21 protein-coding genes are annotated in these 26,747 nt (G+C 36.0%); 14 read left to right on the top strand and 7 right to left on the bottom strand.

Annotated elements, in window-relative coordinates; translation table 11 throughout:
• Nucleotides 1-54 precede the first annotated feature (54 nt).
• On the bottom strand, nucleotides 55-1,278 hold the full coding sequence (gene gldJ, locus AAOP42_RS17495; RefSeq protein ID WP_349529860.1) for a gliding motility lipoprotein GldJ: 1,224 nt from the start codon (nucleotides 1,276-1,278) through the stop codon (nucleotides 55-57).
• Between the two features lie 283 nt (nucleotides 1,279-1,561).
• Here gldJ and AAOP42_RS17490 point away from each other — a divergent pair, with 283 nt between their 5' ends.
• Nucleotides 1,562-2,164 (top strand): sigma-70 family RNA polymerase sigma factor, encoded by a 603-nt coding sequence (locus AAOP42_RS17490; protein ID WP_349529859.1) that lies wholly within the window; start codon nucleotides 1,562-1,564, stop codon nucleotides 2,162-2,164.
• Nucleotides 2,165-2,368: 204 nt separating this feature from the next.
• A complete protein-coding gene (locus tag AAOP42_RS17485; protein WP_349529858.1) occupies nucleotides 2,369-3,058 on the top strand; it encodes a Crp/Fnr family transcriptional regulator in 690 nt (229 codons plus the stop codon).
• 5 nt (nucleotides 3,059-3,063) lie between these two features.
• On the opposite strand, the gene AAOP42_RS17480 is transcribed toward AAOP42_RS17485, so the two are convergent.
• From AAOP42_RS17480 to AAOP42_RS17460, 5 genes are all read right to left on the bottom strand, one after another.
• Nucleotides 3,064-4,002, bottom strand: coding sequence for a hydrogen peroxide-inducible genes activator (locus tag AAOP42_RS17480; protein ID WP_349529857.1), 939 nt, complete (start codon nucleotides 4,000-4,002; stop codon nucleotides 3,064-3,066).
• A 111-nt stretch (nucleotides 4,003-4,113) separates the two neighbouring features.
• Nucleotides 4,114-6,195, bottom strand: a complete 2,082-nt coding sequence (locus AAOP42_RS17475) for an OmpA family protein (protein WP_349529856.1) — start codon at nucleotides 6,193-6,195, stop codon at nucleotides 4,114-4,116.
• A 123-nt stretch (nucleotides 6,196-6,318) separates the two neighbouring features.
• On the bottom strand, nucleotides 6,319-8,364 hold the full coding sequence (locus AAOP42_RS17470) for an OmpA family protein (protein WP_349529855.1): 2,046 nt from the start codon (nucleotides 8,362-8,364) through the stop codon (nucleotides 6,319-6,321).
• Nucleotides 8,365-8,411: 47 nt separating this feature from the next.
• The gene (locus AAOP42_RS17465) at nucleotides 8,412-9,113 is read right to left on the bottom strand and encodes an OmpA family protein (protein WP_349529854.1); all 702 of its coding nucleotides are present in this window, start codon (nucleotides 9,111-9,113) and stop codon (nucleotides 8,412-8,414) included.
• Nucleotides 9,114-9,181: 68 nt separating this feature from the next.
• Nucleotides 9,182-11,458, bottom strand: coding sequence for a patatin-like phospholipase family protein (locus AAOP42_RS17460; protein WP_349529853.1), 2,277 nt, complete (start codon nucleotides 11,456-11,458; stop codon nucleotides 9,182-9,184).
• A 125-nt stretch (nucleotides 11,459-11,583) separates the two neighbouring features.
• On the opposite strand from AAOP42_RS17460, the gene pnuC reads away from it, so the two are divergent.
• The 8 genes from pnuC to AAOP42_RS17420 all read left to right on the top strand — a co-directional run bounded on the left by pnuC (nucleotide 11,584) and on the right by AAOP42_RS17420 (nucleotide 17,551).
• A complete protein-coding gene (pnuC, locus tag AAOP42_RS17455) occupies nucleotides 11,584-12,201 on the top strand; it encodes a nicotinamide riboside transporter PnuC (protein ID WP_349529852.1) in 618 nt (205 codons plus the stop codon).
• Nucleotides 12,188-12,715 (top strand): AAA family ATPase, encoded by a 528-nt coding sequence (locus AAOP42_RS17450; RefSeq protein WP_349529851.1) that lies wholly within the window; start codon nucleotides 12,188-12,190, stop codon nucleotides 12,713-12,715. Before pnuC ends, AAOP42_RS17450 begins: the two co-directional genes overlap by 14 nt.
• 74 nt (nucleotides 12,716-12,789) lie before the next feature.
• A complete protein-coding gene (locus AAOP42_RS17445; protein ID WP_349529850.1) occupies nucleotides 12,790-14,025 on the top strand; it encodes a sensor histidine kinase in 1,236 nt (411 codons plus the stop codon).
• Nucleotides 14,026-14,125: 100 nt separating this feature from the next.
• Nucleotides 14,126-15,631, top strand: coding sequence for a F0F1 ATP synthase subunit beta (gene atpD, locus AAOP42_RS17440; RefSeq protein ID WP_349529849.1), 1,506 nt, complete (start codon nucleotides 14,126-14,128; stop codon nucleotides 15,629-15,631).
• A gap of 8 nt (nucleotides 15,632-15,639) precedes the next feature.
• Nucleotides 15,640-15,897 (top strand): hypothetical protein, encoded by a 258-nt coding sequence (locus AAOP42_RS17435; protein ID WP_349529848.1) that lies wholly within the window; start codon nucleotides 15,640-15,642, stop codon nucleotides 15,895-15,897.
• Nucleotides 15,898-16,035: 138 nt separating this feature from the next.
• Nucleotides 16,036-16,710, top strand: coding sequence for an NAD-dependent epimerase/dehydratase family protein (locus AAOP42_RS17430; RefSeq protein ID WP_349529847.1), 675 nt, complete (start codon nucleotides 16,036-16,038; stop codon nucleotides 16,708-16,710).
• Between the two features lie 45 nt (nucleotides 16,711-16,755).
• On the top strand, nucleotides 16,756-17,208 hold the full coding sequence (dtd, locus tag AAOP42_RS17425; RefSeq protein WP_349529846.1) for a D-aminoacyl-tRNA deacylase: 453 nt from the start codon (nucleotides 16,756-16,758) through the stop codon (nucleotides 17,206-17,208).
• Between the two features lie 16 nt (nucleotides 17,209-17,224).
• Entirely contained in the window at nucleotides 17,225-17,551 is a 327-nt protein-coding gene (locus AAOP42_RS17420) for a nucleotide pyrophosphohydrolase (RefSeq protein WP_349529845.1), read from the top strand.
• Nucleotides 17,552-17,604: 53 nt separating this feature from the next.
• On the opposite strand, the gene AAOP42_RS17415 is transcribed toward AAOP42_RS17420, so the two are convergent.
• A complete protein-coding gene (locus AAOP42_RS17415; RefSeq protein WP_349529844.1) occupies nucleotides 17,605-19,386 on the bottom strand; it encodes a glycoside hydrolase family 15 protein in 1,782 nt (593 codons plus the stop codon).
• Between the two features lie 249 nt (nucleotides 19,387-19,635).
• Here AAOP42_RS17415 and tpiA point away from each other — a divergent pair, with 249 nt between their 5' ends.
• From tpiA to AAOP42_RS17395, 4 genes are all read left to right on the top strand, one after another.
• Nucleotides 19,636-20,391, top strand: coding sequence for a triose-phosphate isomerase (gene tpiA, locus AAOP42_RS17410; RefSeq protein ID WP_349529843.1), 756 nt, complete (start codon nucleotides 19,636-19,638; stop codon nucleotides 20,389-20,391).
• 37 nt (nucleotides 20,392-20,428) lie between these two features.
• Nucleotides 20,429-20,773: a 7(1) septoil knot domain-containing protein gene (locus AAOP42_RS17405; RefSeq protein ID WP_349529842.1), complete on the top strand. Its 345-nt coding sequence runs from the start codon at nucleotides 20,429-20,431 to the stop codon at nucleotides 20,771-20,773.
• A gap of 3 nt (nucleotides 20,774-20,776) precedes the next feature.
• Entirely contained in the window at nucleotides 20,777-21,610 is an 834-nt protein-coding gene (prmA, locus tag AAOP42_RS17400) for a 50S ribosomal protein L11 methyltransferase (RefSeq protein ID WP_349529841.1), read from the top strand.
• A 102-nt stretch (nucleotides 21,611-21,712) separates the two neighbouring features.
• The gene (locus AAOP42_RS17395) at nucleotides 21,713-26,611 is read left to right on the top strand and encodes a hypothetical protein (RefSeq protein ID WP_349529840.1); all 4,899 of its coding nucleotides are present in this window, start codon (nucleotides 21,713-21,715) and stop codon (nucleotides 26,609-26,611) included.
• The last annotated feature ends 136 nt before the right edge of the window (nucleotides 26,612-26,747 follow it).

Below are 26,747 nucleotides of genomic sequence, written 5' to 3'. Positions count from 1 at the left end.
AAAGTCTCGACTATTGCCGAGACTTCAAAATATTTTATTTTCTAGATTGGTGGCTTAGTAATTCGTACCAGCTCTGATCATTGCACACCTAAATCCAATAGTAGAAGTAGAAGAATCTTCTTCCAAATATCTACGTGTACCCGGAGACATCCAATATGCTACATCTGCCCAAGACCCTCCCTTATATACACGAACCCTGTCTGTAATAAGAGAGTTGAAATTTCCAGCATCGTAACCATCTTCTTCGTCAAGGAAACCGTCTCTACGAACAGGGTTTAGGTCATCAAAATCTTGGAAAGAAAGTGGACGATAAACATCTTGTACCCATTCGTTTACATTTCCAGCCATATTATAAAGACCGAAATCATTTGGAGGATAATCATAAATATAAGTTGTGATCATAGCACCATCATTCAACTTTCCAGCGATACCGGCATAATCACCACGACCTCTTTTGAAGTTAGCTAGGAAGGTACCAATTTTTTTACCATAAGGGTTTCTTAATGCATGACCATCCCAAGGGTATAGTCTTCGATGTGTCTGATTTTCATCAAGCCACTGTGTTCCGATAAGTGCCTGAGCAGCATATTCCCACTCAGCTTCTGTTGGTAGCCTATAGTTAGGTAGTACAACTCCTGTCTCAAGAGGGATTCTCTGGTTTCCACCACCTTCTGCAGCAGAATAATCTTCTAATTCGGCATCCTCTGCCAATTTAAGGTTTACTGTAATTGTTCTCCAGTTACAATAATCTTGTGCTTGTAACCAGGTAACACCTACAACAGGGAAAAATCTGAAACCAGGATACCTTAAATAATGATCTACATAAGGGTCATTATATGCAAGATCTCTTGCCCATACAGTAGTGTCTGGTAATGCAGATTCGTAAAATTCTTTGGATGAATCCAATCTCACGTAATGAAGATATTCTAACCAGTGAATGTTAGCTACTTCTGTTTCATCCATATAAAATGAAGCTACAGTAACAGCACGCTCAACATTGTCGCGGGTATTGAGTACATCTTCTTCAAAAGAACCTAACACTGTTCTACCTCCCTCAATAAATCTTAAGTTTGGTCCTTCTGGCTGACCTCTGAAATCATTGACCTGAAAGCCACCATCCTCATCATTGTATTCGATTCCGGTTGCGGTACTATATTCACCTGGGCTTACGCTAGTGGGACGACCGCTACTTCCTCCCAACAAGGAACAAGCAGAGATGACGGCTGCAACAAGGGAATACAAAGCCGCACCATTTAATAGACGAATGAATTTTTTCATAACATATTCAAATTTTATTCTAATCTCCTAAAGTAATTACAATTTTTAACAAATCAAATTGAGACATGCAATAATAGTAAATCAAAGAATCTTATCCTTAATATTCACTACTTTCTGGATCAATAAATTTGGTAAAAAAATAAAATTATACACACCTGTATAAACTAAATAGAATTTAGGCACTTTTATTGTGTAATAGCTATAATAAAAGTTATTGTATGTGTTCAACAATTAAAAGCATAAATACCGAGTTAAATATGCTAACTTTGCATTTTATAGTGAAATGAGTCAAACAGAAATTTCTATATATCGACCAATACTTTATTCCATTGCTTACAAATTTGTTGGCTGTGGTCAGATTGCTGAAGATTTAGTTCAGGATACTTTTTTGAATTGGTTGAAAATAGACAACAAAAAAGTAGAAAATGTAAAAGCATATTTGATAAAGTCTGTCACTAATTCTTGCTTAAATTACCTGGATTCTTTTAAGCAAAAAAAGGAAGAGTTTCTTGATAACTTAAGCCCATCGATTTCTCGTTTTGGTATTCATCCTGATTTTAGCAATATCGACTTAAAGTATGAAATAACTCATGCATTGTCTCTTTTATTTAAAAAACTAGCACCCACAGAAAGAGCGGTGTTTATGTTAAAAGGCATTTTCAATTTTGATTACTCAGAGTTGACAGATGTGTTGGATAAAAAATCCGAAAATTGCAGGCAGTTGTTTTGCCGTGCGCAACAAAAACTTACTGAAGAAAAGGAACGATTCACTGTAGATAAAGATAAAATATTCAAACTTGCCGAAGAATTTAAGAAGGCCACTCTAGGAGAATTCTCGGATTTAATAGAAAGTTTGAAAAAAGACATTTTGACAGAAAACAAATAGAATCAGTCCTTTTTCCTTTTGTATCTAAGATTAATTTCAATTTTCAGGCTATCGTCTAATCTTAAAAATTTGAACCGTAATGTTCAGGTTTAAAAAGTTGAATAAACCGTGATCATTTCGTGATAACTTCAAGGTTAATTTGGAGTAAATACTTTCATTAATTGTTTGTAATATGACATTTTTTGAAACTTAAACGAAAGAATCATGTGTAACGATATCAACTATCTTTATTTGAAGGATCATAAAGTGTTTGCAGGCTTGGCCAAAGAACAGCTCTATGAAGTTTTAAAACATGCCAAATTTTCGAGGAAAAGAAAATCTGACATTATACGACTTTCTGAAAATGAAAAACCTAAACTTTATTTTCTTATAAAAGGAAAAGTTAAAATAGTGGAAACCGATAGAATGAGTAATTCGCTGATCAAAGCAGTTGAAAAAGAGGGAAGTGTTTTTGGCAATTTTGTGAAAAATGATGCTGTCAATAATTATGAATATGCTCAGTCGTTATCAAACGAGACCGTTTACTTTTATATCAATTATCAGGATTTTAATACGTTGTGTGGAGCTATTCCCCGTCTATCGCTAAACCTATTCGAATCAATAAGTGAAAAGCTAAAGAAGTCTGAAGTTAGATATAGTCATTTGGCATTTAAGGATGTAAAAACCAGATTAGTATATTTTTTCAAATTTTGGGCAAGTGAAGAAGGCAAACAAGAAGGAAATAGCATAGTCATACAAAATTACCTTACTCATAGTGATATTGCGGAAATCATAAGTACCTGTAGGCAAACGGTCACATCAATATTGAATGATTTGAAGTCAAATGGATTTATCTCGTATTCCAGAAAGGAGATAGTGATTTCAAATATTGCCCGATTAGACACTGCCGCATAATATTCTTATTTCACATTAATTACTTTAGACTTTTTTTGGCTTACAAAAGTTGGAGGCAGATTTTTCAGAATTTCAGCATGAAGGGCTTTGACAATTTTTTGTTTTAGAAAGCTCTTTTTAACCAATAAACTTACTTCTCTGGTTGGTACAGGCTTTTGAAATTTTCTAAGTTTGGTTTTATCATTTTTGTCTAAATCAAAAGTAACCAATTCAGGTAACAAGGTAAATCCACCTTGTCTGTCAACTAATTTTTTTAATGTTTCCAATGATCCACTCTCATATTTGACTCTGCTTTCGAAGCTGTTGGGTTCTTTCACATTGCATATATCAAGTGTTTGATTTCTAAAGCAATGACCTTCATTTAGAATCCAAAGACCGTCTGTTTTTAGTGTTGCAGGATCAATTTCACCCTGAGCATACATTTTGTGGTGATGCGAAGTATATACGAAAAACTCTTCGTAAAATATAGGATGAGCTACAAGGCTTTCATCATTTACAGGCGTGACGATCAGAGCTATATCTATCTGATCATTTTTCAGCATATTTATTAAGCTGTCGCTTACCTGTTCAGTAATTTGAATATTTATTTTAGGATTTTTTTCTACAAAAGAAGAGATGAAAAGCGGAATCACATAAGGAGCTAAAGTTGGGATAACTCCTATTGTTATATTACCTGATACTTCGTTTTTTTCGTCATCTATAATTTCTTTTATTTTTTTTGACTCATTCAGGATGTTTCGAGCCTGCTCTATAATTTTTGTACCTATTAGCGTAGGTTTCACGGGATGTTTCTCGCGATCAAACAGTGTTACACCTAATGCGTCTTCCAGTTTTTGGATTTGCATGCTCAGGGTTGGTTGAGTAACAAAGCAGTTTTCTGCTGCCAGAGCAAAATGCCTGTAGGTGTCAAGTGCTACGATATATTCTAATTGTACTAATGTCAATGCCTAAAAAATTTAGTTTATACAAATGAAAATGGTTTTATACAACTGTTGAAAGTTATTGCAAAAAAAACCTGTTGATTTTCCAACAGGTTTTTTTTAAAAGCCATTAGACTAAAAAGAATCCAAAATTTTAAACTCTACACGCCTATTGTTTTTTCTTCCTTCTTCTGTGTCATTAGTATCTATAGGCTGGGCTTCTCCATAACCGACAGAGACCAGTCTTGATTCAGCTATATTATTGGTTTTAAAATAGTTATATACAGCTTTTGCACGTCTTTGAGATAACCCTAAGTTGTAAGTATCATCACCTTTGGAGTCAGTATGCCCGGATATTTCTATTTTGTTAATTTTATTTTCTTTCAGAAGGCCTAAAATCCTCTTTAATTCAGAATATGAAGCCGTTTTCAATTCAGATTTATCAAAATCAAAGAAGATGTTGTTCATGATGATAGCTACACCAGTTTCTATAGGAACCAATTCCAGATCCTGATGAACTGTGGAAGAGTCTTTCAGGTTCACCAAATCCAGATTATGATTTACAGATAAAAATCCTTCTGCCTCTGCAAGGAAACCGTATCTGGCTCCAATTTTCAAATTAAAATTATATTCACCGGTTTCAGGATTTGAATTCACTTGTCCGATTTCTTTTCCGTCAGGAAGCCTTTCTACTTTTACTTTCGTATTGCCAATCGGTTCATTTGTTTTTGAGTTTATTACCCTGCCTGTAACTGCAATAAAGGACATGTCTCTTTCTTTCTCTTTGTCCCCGTCCTTGTCCCCATCTTTTGGTTCCGGATCAGTTTTCAAGAAAAACTGATCCATCTGAAACTGATAAATATCTATGTTTTCGCCTATGTCTCCTTTAGTGAAGTATGCATGGGTGCCACTTGTAGGAATGTTGAAATACACGTCATCGGTAGTTCCGTTTATACCAGGTCCCAGGTTTTCTGGTACTGACCAATTTTGCCAGGTATCATCCAGTCGCTTGCTTACATATATATCTGCTCCACCATATCCACTAAAGCCGCTTGAGGAAAAATACAGGGTCTCGTTATCATGGTCTAAAAATGGAGAGCTTTCAGTATCTGCTGAATTGATTGTTGCTCCCAGATTCACTGGTTCAGACCATTCACCTTTTCTATCAGAAAAAGTAACGTACAAATCCCTATCTCCATAGGTGTCATCTCTCTCCGCAGATAATAAAATAGTATTGTTCTGATCGTTCATGTAATAATCAGATTTATTAGAATAGTTGTAGTCGTTTTCAATATAAAGATTAACAGGCTTTTCAAAATCACCTCCGGGAGTTTTACGACTCATAGAAACTCCTGCCGTCATACGATCCTTTTTGCCGTATTGGTTTCCTAGCAACAAGATCATGTCATCCCCATCTTGTGTTATAGAGGCAATGAAGTTGGGTCCTTTGTTGTTCAATGGTGGTCCTAGATTTTTGGCAGGAAGCCATTTTCCTGTATTGGGATCTTTTTCTGAATACCAGATATCCTCATTGTCTTCTGTACCACCAATATTTCCCGGGTGATATTGCCGACTAAAAAATAAAGTATTTCCATCGGGTGATAGCAGTGGACTGTGTTCGGTAGCAGAGCTGTTAACTTCCGGTCCCAGTTTTTCTACATGTAGGTCTGTGGCGACATTTTGTGTTAGGGATATTAATATGTTGATAGGAATGTTAGACTCTGAAATACCTATGGCATCAATACTATTGTACCCTTCCACAGCCCCACCAGCGATATCTACTCTGATATAAGCTATTTTGTATTTTGTTTTTTCAAAAAACAAATTCAACAATCTTTTTTCTAATGGAATTTGCCTTGGAGTAAGGTCAAAAAGCAAGTATTCATTGTCTTGGGAATCATAAGCGTATATCTTGGATATGGCACCAGGATTTTCTGTTTCTGCAATTGCTATTTGCTGAGCATTTATACCTTTTTCGAATTGTACAACAATATAATCATCTTTATCATCTTTTTTAGCACTCCAGGCATTAGGACTTTTTCCACTTTTTGGAAACACATTAGGTTTGTGAAGTACCTGAAGAGCAGAGTGTTGCAACGGTCCCATTTCGGAAGTTACATACATTACTTTTGAAGCCCATAGTACAGTTTCCTGAGCCAAAACACAAGTGCTGGAAGAAACCAATATAGCTATGAGAATACTTCTAATATTATTCATATTCCTGTTTTATAATTTACTTTTATTATGGGCTGGACAATCAAATATATTCATTTTAATTTATTTCATAAGCGCATCTGTTTGTTCAGAATATTTCTCGACTTTTAGATGAAAAATAATTGATCACAAAACTTTAAATTCAACCCTCCTGTTTCTTGCTTTATTTTCGTCAGTGTCGTTGGCTACAATAGGGACAGTTTCACCATATCCTTTGGGTACCATTCTGCTTCTGCTTATGCCATTTGAAACGAAATAGTTGAATACGGCATTTGCTCTTTTCTGAGATAAGTCCAAATTGTAATTGTCATCGCCTGAAGAATCCGTATGTCCTGATATTTCAATCTTCTCAACTTTATTGTCTTCAAGTAGCTTGAGAATTCGATCCAATTCGGGAAATGAAGCCGTTTGAAGATCAGCAGCATTTACTTCAAAGAAGATATTGTTAATAACAATACCAACCCCTTTTTCTATTGGAGTCAATAGTAAGTTTTGTGTTTTTTCTGCTGTTTCCTCTTGCACATTTATATCAATATTTTCACTTACTGAAAGAAATCCATCCGCTTCGGCAAAAAAACCATATCTGGCACCTGGCCTAACTTTAAATTCATAATTTCCAGAAGCTGTAGAAGAAGTAATCCCTATGCTTGCTCCGTCGGGCAACCGTTCTATGAAGATTTTAGTGCTAATTGGTTCGTTCGTTTTAGAATTCAATACTTTACCTTTAACAGTTACCAACACTTCTTCTTCCACTTTTTCTTCTTCGGCAACTGGCTTTTTTTCTTCCTCCTTAATAAAGAATTCCTCTAGTTTAAGTTGATAGATGTCTGTGTCTTTGCTTTGATCTCCTTTGGAAAGGTAGGCCATTGCCCCTGATGTTGGAATGTTGAAATACAAATCATCAGTTGGCCCGTTGATTGCTTTACCCAGGTTTTCGGGAGTAGTCCAACGAGACCATCCGTTCCCAAGCCTGCGGGTAACAAAAATATCCATCCCGCCATATCCGGGAAACCCTTTGGATGAAAAGTACAAGGTTCTGTTGTCTTGGTCTAAAAAAGGAGCAGATTCCTGATCTGCAGAGTTTATATCAGCACCTAAATTCATAGGCTCAGACCAACCCCTGCCAGGCACATTGAATGAAGCATAAAGATCCCTGTCTCCAAAAGTATCGTCTCTTTCTACAGACATAATGATTACATTATTTTTCAGGTTGGTATAGTAGTCGGCATTTGGGGAGTAGTTATAGTCATTTTCAATTTCCACGTTTTTGGGCTCGTCCCAAATTTGCCCACCCAGATTGACACTGGTTGAAAGGCCTTGTTTCATTCTTCCGTTTCTTCCATATTGATTGCCCAACAACAATACAATATCACTTCCTTTTTGGGTAACAGAGGCTACAAAGTTTGGTCCTTCGTTGTTCAATGGAGGGCCTATATTTTTTGCCGGACTCCATTCATTGGTACTCTCGTCTAAAGTACAATACCAGATGTCTTCACCGTCTTCTACTCCCCCTACATTTCCGGGATGATTTCTTCGGCTAAAAAACAAAACCTTTCCATCAGGAGACAATATTGGGTTATGCTCTACATAAGAACTGTTTACATTTTCTCCTAATTTTTCAACTTCCAAACCTTCATTTACATAATCAGTCAGGTTCAATAGGACTTTTATAGGAACATTGGATTCAGATATGCCAATAGCATCTATGCCATTGTATCCTTCCACTGCCCCACCCGCAATATCAATTCTTATATAGGCGATTTTAAAATGTGTTTTTTCAAAAAACAAGTTTAAAAGTCTGTTTTCAACAGGAAGTTTTCTGGGAGTAAGTTCAAACAACAAATATTCATTGTCGTCTTTGTCATAGGCATATACCTTGGTAATAGCACCGGGGTTTTCAGTTTCTGCTATAGCTATTTGTTGGGCAGATATAAATTGGTCAAACTGTACAACAATAAAATCATCTTTATCCGGTTTTTTTGCTCTCCAGGCGTTTGGGCTTGGACCACTTCCAGGGTAAACATTAGGCTTGTACAATACCTGAGCAGCAGAGTATTGTACAGACTCTAATTCTGAAGTCACATACATTACTTTTGATGCCCATTGTACGGTTTCCTGAGCATGTACAGCAAAGTTGGTAATGAATAAAAAGGAAAATATAATCTTTTTCATTAAGAGAGTTGGTCAATAAATAGGTTTACAAATAACAATATAGCTGGCTATAGCATGGTTACTTCTACACGTCGATTTGCTTTTTTAGCTTCATCAGTTCTTTCACGGCTAATGGGTTGACTACCTCCAAAGGCTTTTGTTTTTACTCTGGATCCTTTAACCCCTTTTTTTATTAAATAATCCCGAACAGCATTGACCCTTTCTTGTGACAGAGCCATGTTTGCTTCGGCATTTCCCTGAAAGTCGGTATGGCCATCCAACCTAAACTTTACATCAGGATGGTCTTGCAACCAAGCTGCAAATTCATCGAGTTCTTTGTAAGAGCTTTGAGATATTACGGCTCGACCTCTTGTAAAAATTAAATTGCTCAGAGACACTTTATCGTTCGACCCATTGGGACTCAACTCAAAATCCTTATACATTGTTAAAGAATCTTCTTCAACAATGACCATCTCCTGTTCAATAGGGTCATACCCGGCAGCACTTATCTTTACATTGTATGTTATGTTTTTGATCATATAAAGTTGATATGAGCCATTCTCTATTTTGCTTGTTGCGATACCCATATCATCGTAGTATGGTAGTTTCTCGTAAAACAATTTACCTAAAACAGGCTCTTTGGTTTCTTTATCTGTAATCTTTCCTGTTACCGTTATCAAGGTATCGGCTTGGTAGAAAAAACCCGAAGAAAGGCATGGAAAACTGATCCCAAAAATGAAAAAGAAAAAGATGAGTCGAAAGCGTTCCATTATCATTAAAAGATTTAAACGAAATAATAAGTTCAATTCAACACGTAATTTAGTGATTTATTATATTATTAATCCAATGATTTTTTATTGAATAATAAATATCCAATATGTAATAATCCACTCCAATTGCGGTTTTGTTGATCATAATAATTCAAGCTTAAGCTAATTGGTCCAATCAGGCTTTGATAGACTAAACCTGTAGTGCCTGAAAAGTTGATTTTTTTACTTGTGAAATAATATGGCTGGTTTTCTGTGTCAATGCTTAGTTTTTCAAAATGATAAATAGCATAGCCTTCTACCCGAAATTGAAAGTTGCCGTTTAGATGAAAAACATTCTTAATTCCCATTGTCATATATTTTCTACCTCTGAAATTTCCGAGAACCAGTGTCCGGCTATCTTGTAATGGGTTGAAAGAAGCTTGGCTCAACACAGTTGAACGAGTACTGCCGAATGTAGGCTGATTAGAATATATGGAGGTGAAACTTATTCCCAAACTGTAAAACTTATGAGGATTCATATATTTTTCGGCTTCAAGACCAACTTTATACCAATTTTGTCTTTTGTTTTGAATAGAGTTTATATTAGAAGTGTTTCCTGCGCTATAGTTTTCGTTGCTAAAGATGTAATTGGCAAATAGGTTTAGCTTTTGACCTTTAGATGGATATTGATGTAGGTTGAGGCTGTTAAAATATATTTTTCCCTGAATTTTACTTCCTGTTAGTTTTAAAACATCAAGGGTGTCAGAAGAAACCAAAATGCTATTGTTGCTGAACTTGTCCCGATTTTTGAAATAAGAAGTATGAAAATTAAATTTGATCCTTTCTCTAATAGGAAATTCAAAATTGATTCCATAACTCAAATCTTTAGAATCCTGAATTTCAGGTTCGACTCCTGGTGAAAACAAATCGGTGATGCTGGTGAAGTTCCAATGGTTGTAAATGAATTCCGGCTTAATAGACAACTCTAGTTTTCCAGGAAACTGAACTTTGGATTTTATGTTCACAGATTGATAAAACCTTCCTGTATGAATCCCAAGGGAATAATGTGAGAGTACTCTTGTCAACCGTTTGAAATCAAACCCAACAAATAGTTGGCTGGTATTTCTGGATGTAAGACTTCCTCCGATTTTTCCTCTCAACTTTGGGTTAGGATTTCCGGAAAGTGTGAATGTATTTTTTTTAGTAAAAGAGTAAGATGGAAATATATTGGCGAAATAATCGTCAGAAACAATTTTGTTATACCCGTCTTCTATTTTGTCAAAAGATATTGGGTTGGTATTATCAAACCGTCCTGTTATGTATCTGAATTGATTTTTTTTAAATCCCTTAATTGCTATACTATCAAATAATATTTCATCAGATTTCAAGCTGAATGCCTCTCTTTTTTCTTTTAGCTCATCATCAGATACCCGTCTCTTTATTTTGGTTTTTATCTCCTCCATTTTTCTCATGGTAGAGTTGTAGCCCAATTCGATAATATTTTTGGCTTCATTGAAATCCAATGCATTGAAATTTTCTAATTCTACGTCGATGAATACACCATTGTCACTTATTTCGGTCGAGTCTGTTTTATCCAGAATGGCAAAAAGCAGAGATTCTGCAATAAGGTTATTGTCTTTGTCATAAGGATACTCTTGCATTTTTTTTGAGGCCACATTTATCCCTATAACTACATCTGGGTGAAATGCCTCTTTTGCTGTTTTTACGGGAAAATTGTTGTAAATACCTCCATCAAACAGTAACCGATTGTTGATTCTGACAGGCCGATAAAAAAAGGGGACAGCCATTGATGCTCTGGCCGCTTCAAATAAATTACCGGAACTCAATATCACTTCTTGTTCTGTGAATATTTCTGACGCTGTGGCTCTGTAAGGCACGAATAAGTTGTCAAAATTGCTTTTGCTGAGTTTTGTGGCTGAAGCAAATTCTTTTGCCAGAGCAAAGTTCAAAATATAGTCTTCGGATAAAGTGGTACCTAGGGTAGCGGAAAAGCTCGAATCTATGCTAAACTTAAGAGTAAGCCAGGATGGATCAAAGTCATCTTCTTTTTGTAAATAACTGTATTTGCTTTTAGGAATGTTTTTTACCCAATCTTGTAAATCTTTAGATAAGCCTAATGACAAAATTTCTTCGGTACTGTATCCGGCGGCATAAAAGCCACCAACCAATGCTCCCATCGAAGTACCGGTGATGCAATCTATTGGTATATTGTTTTCTTCCAGTGCTTTTAATGCGCCTACATGGGCTAACCCTTTAGCACCACCACCGCTTAAAACCAAAGCGACTTTTTGAGCAAACGCATATTGACAACAAACAAACAATAACAATAAAAGACGGTATTTCATAAAAAAAGAGTCTTTTGATATTTACCTTGAACTATTTTTATCTCAGCACTAAAAATATTGATTATATAATGTAAAATGAGAAATTGCAGAGTTAAATAATACTTTGACGGTAATAATCATCACTAATGGATGTAATCATAGAAGGGTTTCGTATTGGTGTAGAACAAATGACACTTCTGGAGGCAGTTGCAGTATTTTTTGGATTACTTTCAGTCTGGTATGCAAAAAAGGAAAAGATTCTTGTTTTCCCAACGGGAATTATCAGTGTAACCATCTATGTAAAAATTTGTTTTGGGGCAAAGCTGTATGCCGACATGAGTATCAATGCTTATTATTTCATTATGAGTATCTATGGCTGGTATGTGTGGGCAAAAAAAACGGATACTGCAAATCACATACCGATTGCTTCAAATAACAAAACGGAAAATAGCAGTAGTTTATTGATTCTTTTGCTTTCATATTTTGTGTTAAGTTTTTTGTTGGAAAATTACACAGATAGTGACGTTCCGCACTGGGATGCTGTTACTACTTCATTTGCTTTTACGGCCATGTGGCTAATGGCGAAGAAGAAAATTGAAAACTGGATTGCATGGATTATCACGGATTTAATATCTATACCATTGTATTTTTATAAAGGTTATATTCTTACAAGTTTTCAATTTTTGGTATTTCTTGCGCTGGCAATAGCAGGTTACTTTTCGTGGAGACAAAAATTAGCTACTTTGAAAAATGAAGAAAATTAAAGTTGCGGTAGTTGGTCCGGAATCTTCAGGTAAGTCCACGTTGGTTAAAGAACTTGCTTCATTGTTTCAATGTGACTATGTGGAGGAGTATGCCCGGCAGTATATACAAAATCTGGATAGGCCATATTCTTATCGAGATTTGCAGATTATTGCTAAAAAACAAATGAAACAGGAAAATGAGGCATTTGTGAATTCAGATCATATGCTCATTTGCGACAGTTCTTTGATAACCATAAAAGTGTGGAGCTATGATAAATTTGGGAAATGTGAAAAATGGATAGAGCAGCAATTGGGTATGGAGAAATATGATCTGATGTTGTTGTGCAAGCCAGATCTGCCATGGCAGCCAGATCCATTGAGAGAAGATGAACATAGAAGAGAATATTTGTTCCACATTTATAGTTCTTATTTGAAACAAAACAATCAGTCTTACAAAGTTGTAGAAGGCAAAGGAGTTCAGAGAACCAATCTGGCAGCTGACTTTGTATCTGAACTACTGAACGATCTAAAATGAAGTTTTAACCTGAATCAATAAAAAGTATATTTGTCCACAGTATCGCTGGTCTTTTACTAGTATCGAAAACCTTTATGGCTTCTCAATCCAATAATTCTACAACTTTAGACTTGTATTCAAAACGTTCAAACCTGAAATGGGTGGTTCTGGGTGTTTCTGTTATAATCGGGCTTGGGTCAATATGGTACACCAATATTCTCGTTGAAAAAATTAAACAACGAGAAAAAAAACTTATTGAACAATTTGCGAATGCATTAGAATTTTTTGCCAACGAAGAAGATACTAAAACAAACTATAATTTCCTTTTTGAGGAGATAATAGCGGCCAATACAACTATACCAATTGTTATGACCAATGAGTTTGGGATACCAGTCGAGGGTGGTTTTAGAAATATTCCTAGAGCTAAAGAGGCAGAAAATTCGAAACTTAGGAACAGAATCCTGAGAGAGGAATTAGAAGAAATGAAGCAGCAACATGAACCAAGACTTATAACTTTAATAAATAATGAAACTAATGAAATACTGGGCTATCAATACATCTATTACAAAAACTCAACACTCCTTACTCAATTAAAATATTACCCAATAGCACAATTGTCAATCATTGCCATTTTTGGTTTGATAGCATTTATGGCATTCAATTATTCGAAAACAGCTGAACAAAACCGGGTGTGGGTCGGGTTGGCAAAAGAAACAGCTCATCAATTGGGCACGCCGCTTTCTTCGCTAATGGCATGGGTTGAATACTTCAAAACAGACGATGACCTAAAAGACAAAGAGATTGTTGCTGAGTTGGAGAAGGACGTAGAACGGTTGGAAATGATCACCTCTCGTTTTTCCAATATAGGGTCTGAACCTATTTTGAAAACAACCAACCTTTATGAAATAGTTAGTGAAACAGTTGATTATCTTAAAAAGCGCGTTTCCACCAAAGTGACGTTTGAGGTTAAGAGCTTTCCAAACAAAAACATTTCAGCCGAAATTAATGAGCCTCTGTTTAAATGGGTAATAGAAAATTTGTGTAAAAATGCAGTTGATGCAATGGGAGGTGTGGGTCATTTGTCAATCAAACTGTTGCGTGCCAATGAAGGTCAGGCTGTAATTGATATTACCGATACTGGAAAAGGGATTGTGAAATCTAAAATAGGAAAAGTTTTTCAGCCCGGATTTACTACAAAGAAAAGAGGCTGGGGACTCGGGTTGACATTAGTAAAAAGAATAGTAGAGAACTATCACAAGGGTAAAATTTTTGTCAAATCTTCGGATATTAATAAAGGCACGACATTTAGAATTTTGCTGAGAATTAAGTAAAACCAAAAAGGACTGAGTCTCTTTGGTTTATATAATTATTGACTTAACTTCGCACCTTTAAAATCAACATCATAATATTTATTGAAATAAGCGATTGAAAATGGCAAACATCGGTAAAATCACACAAGTTATTGGTCCTGTTGTGGACGTAAGTTTTGAGTCTGAGGGATCAAAAATACCAGATATTTTAGACGCACTCTTTGTTGTTAGACCTGACGGCCAAAAAGTAATTTTGGAATGTCAGCAGCATTTGGGTGAAGATAGAGTTCGTACTGTAGCTATGGATAGTACCGAAGGTCTGATGAGAGGTTTAGATGTTGAGGATACAGGAGCACCGATCAAAATGCCTATTGGTGAGGAAATAAAAGGAAGACTTTTTAATGTGGTAGGTGAAGCAATTGATGGTATTGGGTACATAGATAATAGCAAGGGTTTTCCAATTCATAGAAAAGCACCTGCATTTGATGAATTGTCAACTTCTACGGAAGTACTATTTACTGGTATCAAAGTGATTGATTTGATTGAACCTTATGTTAAAGGGGGTAAAATTGGATTGTTTGGTGGTGCTGGTGTTGGTAAAACTGTATTGATCATGGAATTGATCAATAATATTGCCAAAGCATACTCAGGTCTTTCAGTATTTGCAGGAGTTGGAGAGAGAACAAGAGAAGGAAACGATTTGTTGCGTGAGATGATCGAATCTGGTGTAATTAAATACGGAAAAGAATTTGAAGAGTCCATGGCTCAAGGAGGCTGGGATTTGACCAAAGTTGACAAAGATGAGCTTTTAAAATCTCAAGCTACTTTGGTGTTTGGACAAATGAATGAGCCCCCGGGAGCAAGAGCCAGGGTTGCACTTTCAGGTCTGACAGTGGCTGAATATTTCAGGGATGGTGATGGAGAAGGACAAGGAAGAGATATTCTATTCTTTATTGATAATATATTTAGATTTACTCAGGCAGGTTCTGAGGTATCAGCTCTTTTGGGAAGGATGCCGTCAGCTGTTGGTTATCAACCAACTTTGGCTACAGAGATGGGAGCCATGCAGGAAAGGATTACATCTACAAAAAGAGGATCGATCACATCCGTTCAGGCAGTATATGTTCCTGCAGATGATTTAACGGATCCAGCTCCGGCTACAACTTTTGCTCACCTTGATGCTACAACAGTACTTTCCAGAAAGATTGCTGAGCTAGGGATTTACCCTGCTGTTGATCCATTGGATTCTACTTCCAGAATTTTGAGTGAAGAAATTGTGGGTGAAGAACACTATAGCTGTGCACAGAGAGTGATTGAGATCCTTCAGAGATATAAAGAGCTTCAGGATATTATCGCCATTCTTGGCATGGACGAGCTTTCAGATGAAGACAAGGAGGCTGTACACAGAGCCAGAAGAGTTCAGAGATTTTTATCACAGCCGTTCCATGTGGCCGAGCAGTTTACTGGTCTTTCGGGAGCTTTGGTTGATATTAAAGATACCATCAAGGGTTTTAATGAAATAATGGATGGCAAACATGATCATCTGCCAGAAGCAGCATTCAACCTTGTAGGCAGTATCGAAGAAGCTGTGGCAAAAGGTGAAAAATTGATGGCTGAAGCTAAATAATCAAAACTATGTTTTTAGAAATAATTACTCCTGACAACAAGCTTTTTGAAGGAGAAGTTGATTCCGCAACTTTTCCAGGGAATGAAGGTTCTTTTCAGGTATTGGATGACCATGCGCCTTTGGTAAGTTCTCTTGGTTTGGGAGAATTAAGGTACAAATACAAAGATCATGACCACATCAAAGAAAAAGAATTGAAAATAGATGGAGGGATAGTAGAGGTTTTGAACAATCGGGTCTTGGTATTGGTAGAGTCTGTTCAAGCCTAAACATCTAAATAAAAATTAAATTTTTTAAAGCTGTCTATTTTAGACAGCTTTTTTTATTTTCAAATAAACCTATTTTCCCATTATTTTTTCCTGTTTTTTATCTAACTTTTTAAATTCAATCATAGCTGCTTAAATAGAATGGAAAATAAATCTGCCCTTATCGTAGGTGCCACTGGCCTGGTGGGCAAGCAGATTTTGAAAGTGCTTCTTGAAAATGATTATTATGATCAAATCATGATAATTGGCAGAAGGTCTGTAGGAATTGAGGATGGTCGTATCAAAGAGCTAATTTTTGAATTTAAGGAATTTGAAAAATATAAGATGCAGGTTTCTGCCAATGACTATTATTGTAGTGTTGGTACTACAATGAAAAAGGCGGGTTCAAAAGAAGCCTTTATGAAAGTGGATTATTCTATTCCTCTAATGTTGGCGGAACATGCCAAACAAGATTCAAATTTTGAGCAATTTCTTATGGTTTCGTCTTATGGTGCGAATACTGATTCTGCTTTGTTTTACAATAAAGTGAAAGGAAAGACAGAAGATGCTTTAAGAGCGTTAAATCTCAAAACTTTATTAATCTTTCAGCCATCTCTTCTATTAGGAGATCGTGATGAATTCCGTTTTTTTGAAGAAGTAGCAAAGCTTATTTCTTCCGTTTTTTCTTTTTTTATCATAGGCACTCGTTTAAGACTCTGGGCAATTAAAGCATCTGATGTAGCTAAGGCAATGTTTTTGGTTGCGAAAAGCAAGGAAGACGAAGGAGTTCATGTATATAAGCCTTTAAAAATGATTCGGATTGCGAACATTGAATAATGACTATTGAAGTTTCTTATCTGCTAAATCCACAGTACATTTAAATTGAAAGTTGTTATACAAAGAGTAATAGAATCCTCTGTATTAATTGATGGAGAGGTACATGGTAAAATAGATCAGGGTTTAATGATTCTCTTGGGAATAGAACATGAAGACACTGAGGAAGATATTGTATGGCTAGTCAAAAAAATACTGAACCTTAGGATTTTTGACGACCATGACGGAGTGATGAATAAAAGTGTATTGGATATTAATGGAGACATACTGTTAATCAGTCAGTTTACGTTGCATGCCAGTACCAAAAAAGGAAATCGCCCCTCATATATTCTGGCAGCTAAACCTGAAGTAGCTATTCCCCTATACGAAAGGTTCATAGATCATATTCAATCTGAGTTTGGAAAAAAGATTCAAACAGGTAAGTTTGGAGCAGACATGAAAGTATCATTGATAAATGATGGGCCGGTAACCATCATCATGGATACGAAAGATAAAAAATAGTACAATCTAAAAACGTATGGAAATAAAAGAAGCTCAGAAACTAGTGGATGACTGGATAAACTCTATTGGGGTCAGGTATTTCAATGAACTTACCAATATGGCTATTCTTACAGAAGAAGTCGGGGAATTGGCCAGGATTATTTCCCGGAAATATGGAGAGCAATCATTCAAAGAATCGGATAAAAACAGAGATTTGGGTGATGAAATGGCAGATGTACTTTGGGTACTTATATGCCTGGCCAATCAAACGGGTGTCGATCTGACAGATGCTTTAAAAAAGAATATTGAAAAGAAAAACAATAGAGACGTTAATCGGCATAAGGAAAATAAGAAGTTAAAGTAAAAACCATTTACTTCAACTTCCTTAAAAAAGTATTTTCTTATTTAAGAATTAAATCAATAAAAATCAGGATTATCCAGTTTTTTAGCAATTCTATTGGCCGTATTTAACAATCCTACATGGCTGTATGCTTGAGGAAAATTACCCCATTGACTGCCATCGTGTTCGTTTACATCTTCACTGAGTAATCCGAGGTGGTTGCTAAAGCCTTCCAGTTTTTTAAAAGCCTCAACAGCTTCATCCACTCTTCCCACACAAGCCAAAGCTTCCACATACCAAAACCCGCAAATTAAAAAAGTAGTTTCGGGCTCGCCGAAATCATCCTGATGTTTGTATCTGTAAAAGAGGCCATTCGAGGCTTTTAGTTCAGCTTCTAGTGCTTTAAGGTGGTCTTTTGCACGTTGGCTGTTACCATGCAAGTAGTTCATGTTTATAAGTTGCAAACAACTGGCATCCATCCTATCCACACCTATTGCTTGAGCATAGCCTTTTTTCTCTTCCGAATAACACGCTTCTATTTTTTCAGCTGCCATATTTTTCAGCCTGGTGGCCAGTTCCTTCATTTCACTGTTTTTCAATACATCTGCAATTTTTTCAGCTGCTTTACTTCCTGCCCAGTGAAAAAGGTATGTGTAACAATGATATTGCTTTAAGTTTCTAAATTCCCATAGACCGGCATCAGGTTCTTCCATGGTTTTTTCAATCATTTTTAGTGCTTTAATCACTATTTCAGTAGAATCATACAGCTCGGTAAATATGATTCTCATATCCGAATAGAGAGGTAGAAGTGATACAAGTACCTGACCATAAACGTCATTTTGTATATGAGTATATGCTTGATTTCCTACCCTCACAGGTTTGTTACCTTTATATCCTTCTAGATCTGTTTCTATTTCTGTCAATTTTTTTTCTCCTGAAATCCCATACAATGGCTGGAAACGATCTTCTTCCACCGAAATAATATTCATTATATAGTGGAAATATTGCTCCAACTCTTCAAAGTGACCGATGTTGTTGAAGGCATTTAGAGTATAATAAGTGTCTCGCATCCAGCAATATCGGTAGTCCCAATTTCGCCCGGCACCGGGAGATTCCGGCAAACTGGTAGTGGTGGCAGCTATGATTGCACCAGTATCTTCATATTGGTGAATCTTTAAAATAAGAGCAGATCTGATAGCCGCTCGTTGATAAAAGTTAACAATGCTGGCTGTTTTGATCCATTTTCTCCAATAATTAACGGTTTTACTTAAAAATCTTTCAGCGGTATCTGTTAAGGCATCTTCTAAAGGAGGACCATAAGATAATATCAGGTATTTGGTTTCATTGAGTACGAAAGGCTTGTCATTCATGACATAATTCAGTGAAATATTCGTCGTAAGTCGTACCTGAGAATTTAACCCCAAGTAACGGATATGACTACTTCCAAGGCTGGTTTCCGGAACTATTTTTCCATAGTCTCCTACGGGATGACATTTCACATTTATCGATGAATAGCCATCTATCGGTTCAATCTTTCTGACTAGCATCAGAGGTTTATAATATCTTTCATGCTGGTAAAACCTTGGAGCGAAATCAGTTACCCGATACTTTCCGGTTTCACTGCTGATTTCCGTGCACAACACATTTGTGTTTTCGAGGTAATATTGGTTGGATTCATAATTTTCATCTACAGGAAGGGCAGAAAACTCACCTCCTTTTTCCTCATCTACCAGACCACCAAAGATGAAACTACTGTCGAACCTTGGCCAACATAACCAGGAAATATTAGTGTCTTTTTTTATATGAGCTGTGAATGCACAATTGCCAATTACTCCGAAATCATACGTGTGTTTTGCCATCCTTCTTAGTTTAATAACTGATATGTATTATTATAAATAATATAATATTTATACTGTTTTATTAATGATTGGTAAATTATTTGAATAAAAAGTTAGAATCAAAATAATTATGACTCTTAATTATTGATGTGGTTGATAATTCAAAAAATCGAATTATTTAGTGCTTTTTTTTATCAAAATATTAGTGATATTCAGGATATACCGCATTTGACATTATATATTTGCCCAGAACATCAAAATGAAATTGAAATGAGAAAGAATATAGTAGCGGGCAACTGGAAAATGAACAAATCATTGAGTGAAGGAATAGAGCTTACCAATGAGATTGTGAGTGCAGGTAATTTGGATGAAAATGTGCAAGTAGTACTCGGAACCCCCTTTATTCATTTGACTTCAGTAAGTAAACTTGTTGCTAATAGTAGTAATATTGAAGTATCTGCCCAAAACTGTAGCGACAAAACCAGTGGAGCATATACAGGTGAAATCTCTGCAGAAATGGTAAAATCTACTGGTGCGGAATATGTAATTATAGGACACAGTGAGAGAAGAGAATACTTCAAAGAGTCAAATGAAGAGTTGGCAGAAAAATTGAATCAGGCATTGGCTAATGACCTGACACCAATATTTTGCTGTGGAGAACCGCTGGAAATTCGAGAAAAAGGGACACATTTCGAATATGTCTGTAATCAATTGACAGAAAGCTTATTTCACTTAAGCAAAGATGAATTTTCTAAAATAGTAATAGCCTATGAGCCAATCTGGGCTATCGGTACAGGAAAAACGGCAACTTCTCAACAGGCTCAGGAAATGCATGCTTATTTGAGAACCCATTTGGCTGAAAAATTTGGAAAAGAAGCTGCTGCTGATTTATCTATTCTTTACGGAGGTAGCTGTAAACCTGACAATGCTCAGGAGATTTTTGCATGCCCTGATGTTGATGGAGGATTAATAGGTGGAGCATCCTTAAAATCTGCCGACTTTATTGCAATAGTAAACTCATTTTAGAGTTTTAGTATTGTCAAGTTTATAATACAATCTCATAATGTTGAAGACTCTTTTTTATTTCATTGCTTTTTGCGGAATCATAATCAATACAGGATCTACCAGAAAGGTATATGATCCATGCAAGATTTTCGGTGTGGTCTATGTAGAAAAGAATCCACGTTATGCGCATTTCAAGGTTTACGAGGAAAGTTCGGAAGCTTTTGCTGACATTTTGATTTTTGAAGAGGAAAACAGGCTTTATGCTGACAAGCAGGGGCTTTGGAGTTTCACAGACAAAAAAGAATTTGCGGATTTCTACATCTACTGGGAAAAGCAAAAAGGGCTGGCTGATTTTTCAGTTTACTTTACAGATTTCGAATCTTTTGCCGGTTGTAACAAATAGAATTTGTCTTTCATAGAAGTATATATTTCCACAGAAGACAGTTCTATCTCTGATATTCTTATGGCAGAGTTAGGAGAAATAGATTTTGATACGTTTGAAGAAGTGGAGTCAGGACTCAAAGCGTATATTGCAGCCGAATCTTTCGATCAGAAGGCATTAGATGAAATTATTTCCAGATATAAAGGTTCTTTTGATTTTACAGTAGAAATAAATTCTGTTGAAAAGGAAAATTGGAATAAAAAGTGGGAAGAAAACTACGATCCTATCGAAGTAGATGATCGATGTATAGTTAAGGCTTCTTTCCATAACATTGAGAAGAAGTATCCAATTGAAATTATCATTACTCCAAAAATGTCCTTTGGGACAGGTCACCATGCTACAACGTGGCAAATGCTCAAATTACAGTTAGACATCAATTTTCTCAATAAAAAAGTGCTTGATGTAGGTTGCGGGACCGGAGTGCTTGCCATCATGGCAAATAAGTTAGGAGCTAAGTCCATAGAAGCAACAGATATAGATGAGTGGTGCATTGAAAACAGTAAAGAAAACTATGCACTTAACGGAATAAATGATGTAAAAATTCAAAAAGGGGAGATAGCAGGCCTTCAATTTGAAGACAATTTTGACATTATTATTGCGAACATTAACAAAAATGTTTTGCTGAAAGAGATACCATATTACTCCAATCTTTTAGTAGAAAAAGGCTTCCTTTTGTTGAGTGGGTTTTATGAAAAAGACATTTCGGATATAAAAAAATGTGCAGATAAGTATAATCTTATACTTGACAAAATAGTTACTAAGGATAACTGGGCAGCAGTAGTATTTAGTAAATCCTGATTTTCTTTTAGATTATAAATATTCGATTGCCTATCTTTATTCGAATTTGTGTTACTGCTTTTGAACTTTCGCTCGAAATATATTCCCTTACTATTTGTATTGATGCTTTTGGTATTCAAAACCAATGCTCAATACTTCAATTTTTCTGAAGAACCCGACGTATTTGTCAATGACGTTGTAGCGGGGATTTCAAGAATTGATACAGAGTCCGCTCAAAAGGTGGCTTATGATTTCAGGAACATCTGGACTTCTAAAATCAGCAATGAGCAGAAGAAAATAATAATAAGTACCGCAAAAAAAATGCAGGCGGAAAGGCTGCAAACACGTCCGTATTTTCAATACTATTTTAGTCTGATTACTTATGCCGTTACACAGGCTAATTTGGATTCCGAAAGGCTTACCAATGTGCTTAAAATTACGGAAACAGCAGTAGAAACTTACGGACACAGGAAGCTTGATGAATATTTAAGAAGAATGAGTATGTTTTTTGCCCGCAGTGCATTGTACACTTCGAGGTTCAACTCTCTAAAATTTTCAGGGGGTAGCTATAGCTTTGAAATTTTAGGTGCTCCAAAAAGCTTTCTCGATCAAATAGAGGAGCAAGATACTAATGTCCCATTAGATGAGCAGATTACTGAAGAAGAAATTTCAATTCAGGAAGAAGACTCAAACACACAAGAAGATAGTTGGGGAGATGATGATGGATGGGGGAACGATGACGGCTGGGGAGATGACCAGGAAGACAGCTGGGGTAATGATGATGGATGGGGTACTGAAGAAACCTATGAAGAAGAGGTTCCGGAAAGGCCTGCTTTTCATCGGCCAAATGTAGATGTGATTAAAACAGACAAAGTGTCTGACTATCAAGCTGACGATATTACCCCTCCTTTATCTGGAGCAATTATCAAGTTAAAGAATGTTGACTTGCTCATGACAACTCCCTATGATACCGTGGAAATTAAAAATACATCTGGTTCTTATATGATCAATGACTTGATGTTTGTAGGCCAGGGAGGGGTTTTTGATTGGCCAAATAGTTTGAAGGGTACTGAAGGAGCTGAAGTAATTCTCAAAGAGTATCATTTTAAAACCAGTGTGCCCTATCTAAAGACTACCAAAGCGAAAATGAGGTTTCCCAGATTGTTTTCCGATTCTTTAGATGGAGCTTTTATCTTCAGAAGTCATAGACGTAAGGACAATAAGAACAGAACTTATCCAAAATTTATTTCGAACTATTCTAAAACAGAACTGAAACTGCCAATTGAAAATTTCACTTACAAAGGAGGGTTTTCGCTGGTGGGAGATAAAATGTATGGCACATCAATTTCAGAACATCCCTCGGTGATAAATGTAAAGGATGGAAAAGGCAGAAGCTTTAGAACTGAAGCCGTTAAATATTCTTTTGAAGATTCTGTCATTCGGTCAAAAAGAGCCTATCAGGTAATTTTTCATGGGTCCGATTCTATTGTACATCCCGGAGTACAGTTTTCATTTGATACTTCCATTCCCAAACTCACCTTGTTGAAGGATGAAGGAGATTTTAAGAATACCTATTATTTTTCATCATACTTTAAAATGGATTTTAAGGCTGATTTAATCCAATGGGATCTTAATGCAGACAGCCTTGATATTTCTATAATGAATGGTAGAAATATTATTCCGGCAGTTTTCGAATCGGAAGAATATTTTAATCCCATCAGGTATGATAAACTTACGGGCTTATTTGGCTTTCATCCTATTGTGGCTGTTGTGCAGTATGCCAGAAAAATTAATGACTCAAATTTTAATGTTGCAGAGTTGATTGTCCATTATAATAAAGTGGATGAAAAACTGATAAGGGCGGCAATGATTTACTTGCAGCAAAACCAGTATATAGGATATGATGAGATTACCGGAGATATTCATGTCTTAAGAAAATCCTATCACAATATTTTGTCTTATAGCAAAAAGAAAGATTATGACAATATTTTGATATCCTCTCTTTCTCCTGACAAACCAAATGCATCTCTCAATTTCGAAACCAGTGAAATGACAGTAAGAGGGGTTAGAAGAATTTTTCTGACTCCTGATAATAAGAATGTAGTCACTCCAAAAGATGAAGAACTTACCTTGTTGAAGAATAAAGACATGAGGTTTGATGGTACTGTGGTGTCTGGTGGATTTAAATATATTGGTAAAGAATTTGACTTTGACTACAATGCATTTTTAATAAATATGGCACAAGTAGATTCTATTAGGATAGAGGTTGAAGTACATGATTCATTGAAAACAGCAGACCATCATGAGAAAGTGGCGTTACATAATCAAATCACAGAAACATCAGGTATTTTATATGTGAACCACCCAAAAAATAAAGCGGGATTAAGAGAACATAAAAAGTATCCATATTTTACTTCTGACTCTGATGCTGTTGTTTATTTTGACAGTCCTGAAATATTGGGTGGTGCTTATGACCGTACTGTTAAATTTATCATTCCTCCTTTTGAGGTGGATAGTTTAGCAAGACCGGATATGATAGGGGTGGGATTTGAAGGAACTTTTATTGCTGGAGATATACTTCCTGAGTTTAAGGAAAAGCTGGTAGTAATGCCGGATAAGTCTTTGGGTTTTTCTCATAAAATACCAGATGAAGGATACTCTTTGTATGGAGGTGAGGGTGTTGTGTATAATGACCTGAAATTGAATTACGAAGGTTTGCGTGTCAATGGAAAGATAGATTATCGTACTACCACCGTTAATTCCAATGATTTTATATTTTACATGGATTCTGTTTCCGCTGTTGGGAATGAGGGAGTAATTAGAGAGGGAAATTACAAAGGGGCCTCATATCCGGAAGCTGTATTGGGTCCATATAGTATGAAATGGTTGCCCAGGAAAGACAGTATGTACATTGCAAATATTGGTGAGCCGTTTCAGTTTTATAATGCAACTGCATCGTTGGATGGTAAAGCCAACATTAGTGCGAAAGGAGTTTTTGGCTCTGGTGTAATGCTTTCAAGGGGGTCACGTTCGGAATCAAATGAATTTGAATTTAAACAATATGAATACTCAGCTCAACATGCAAAGTTTGAGATTCTAACGGATGTTCCGGATAAACCAGCCATGGCCGGAGATGACATATCGCTTCATTTCGATTTGGTTAAAAACGTTGCTGATGTTCACCCTGAGCAAGAAGGTGTAGCCGCTATAAGTTTTCCTTATGCACAAATGAAAACGTCAATTACCAACGCTATTTGGGATTTGAATACATCCCAAATTACAATGACCAAACCGGCAGATGTGGATATCAGTTCTTCCTATTTTTATACCACCAGAGAAGAACTGGATTCATTGGCATTTAATGCAACAAATGCTATTTATGATATAAATACCTATAAACTGAATATTAAAGGTATTCCATATATCAAAGTGGCAGATGCAGAAATAATACCCGACAACAACGAAACAACCATTCTGGAAAATTCGGAACTACAGCAATTTGAGAATGCCAGTTTAAAAATTGATACCTTAAATGAGTTTCACCATTTAACTGAAGGAAATATTAAAATCATTTCAAGAAACAAATTCGAAGGAAATGCTATGTATGAACTGGTAACAGCTGCGAGTGATACATTCAACATTAAATTCGAGAGTTTTGACCTCATGGACATTCCAACTGGTAAAACAACCAGTAAAAAAGAGGTAACTAAAAAAATGACGGTTTCAGGAGGTACAGTTTTAGAGGAAGAAAAAGTACAAATAGCACCCGGAGTGTTGTTTAAAGGAGATGCTACAATGTACGCTGATAGAAAGGCTTTGGAATTAAGTGGTCTGGTAAAACTGGATTTGGAGAGTGTAGATGATTATAACTATTGGATTCAATATTATAATTCGGGGGACTCTACTGAGCTAAAACTAGATGTAGGAAGTGCTCTAACGGAAGATGCTACTCCTATTGATGTTGGCTTGCTCTATGACAATCTTAACTATAAGGTTTATTCCCTTTTTGTCAACAACAAAAACAGGCCTGAAGATGAGTATATTTTTAAAGCTGATGGCCTTCTTACTCATGATTTTGAAAACCACACATATAAAATTGAACCGGAGTTAAAATCATCGGGAGAGTCTTACGCAGGGAAAACCTTTATCTATAACGACAAAAACAAAAATGTAATTTTTGAGGGAGCTTTAACTTTCACAAAGAATGATGAAAACTTTTCTTTGGAAGCATCAGGTCTTGGTGTAGGTAAGCCTGATTCTGCCCAATATTTTATTGATGCATTTTTAATGCTCAATATGAATGTCAATCCATTGATCGTGGAGGCTTTCACTAAGGATGTGTTGGATATAATAGAGAGGTTAGGTGCAGATGTAGCACACGACAACAGTATTGAATTGATCTACAAATTGTCCGATCTTGTTGGTGATCATGTAGCTAAAAATTATGAAGATAAGTCTCTTAGAGATTATGTGCCAATGGTCAGTATTTCTCCCGTACTACAAAAAACCATAGTGCTTTCAAATGTAGATTTGAAATGGAATGACGAACATAAAGCATGGTACAATTCTTCTAAAATTGGACTGTCCGGGATTCGGGGTGTGGATATAAATGCTTTAATGTCAGGATTTTTAGAGATAAGAAAAAATGACCTTGGAGGAGATGTAGTGAACCTTTTTTTACAAGTGGCCGAGACTACCTGGTATCATTTCAGCTTTGATGACAATAGGTTATTTTTATATTCATCTAATGAATTATTTAATGATGAGGTGGTAAAAACTTCCAATATTGCTAAAGCTGGCTTTGGGCAATTTGTAATAGGGCTTGGAGAAGAGTCAGAAACAATGAAGTTTATAAATGAATTTAGAAAAAATTATTACAATCTTGATGACCCGTATAATCTCGAATTTCCTCAAGATGTCATCTTAGAAAACAATGAGTCGTTCGAAACAATAGAAAAAGTAGAAGAAAAAGAAAAGAAATCTGAATACACCGAGGAGGAGGAGGAAGATGACGGTTTTTAATATAACTTAAAATCCACCTTCTTTGAAGGTGGTTATGTACATTAGGCTATGCCTGAAACCCTTAACTTTGAGTGATGAGTAATTTCAAAAAGTTGAGTCATGTTCTATATCGATGTGATTATCACATTGTATGGAC

Origin of the sequence: Reichenbachiella sp. MALMAid0571 (assembly GCF_040151475.1) — a bacterium.
GTDB lineage: Bacteria > Bacteroidota > Bacteroidia > Cytophagales > Cyclobacteriaceae > CAXBNB01.
This window is presented reverse-complemented; position numbering and strand designations above follow the sequence as displayed.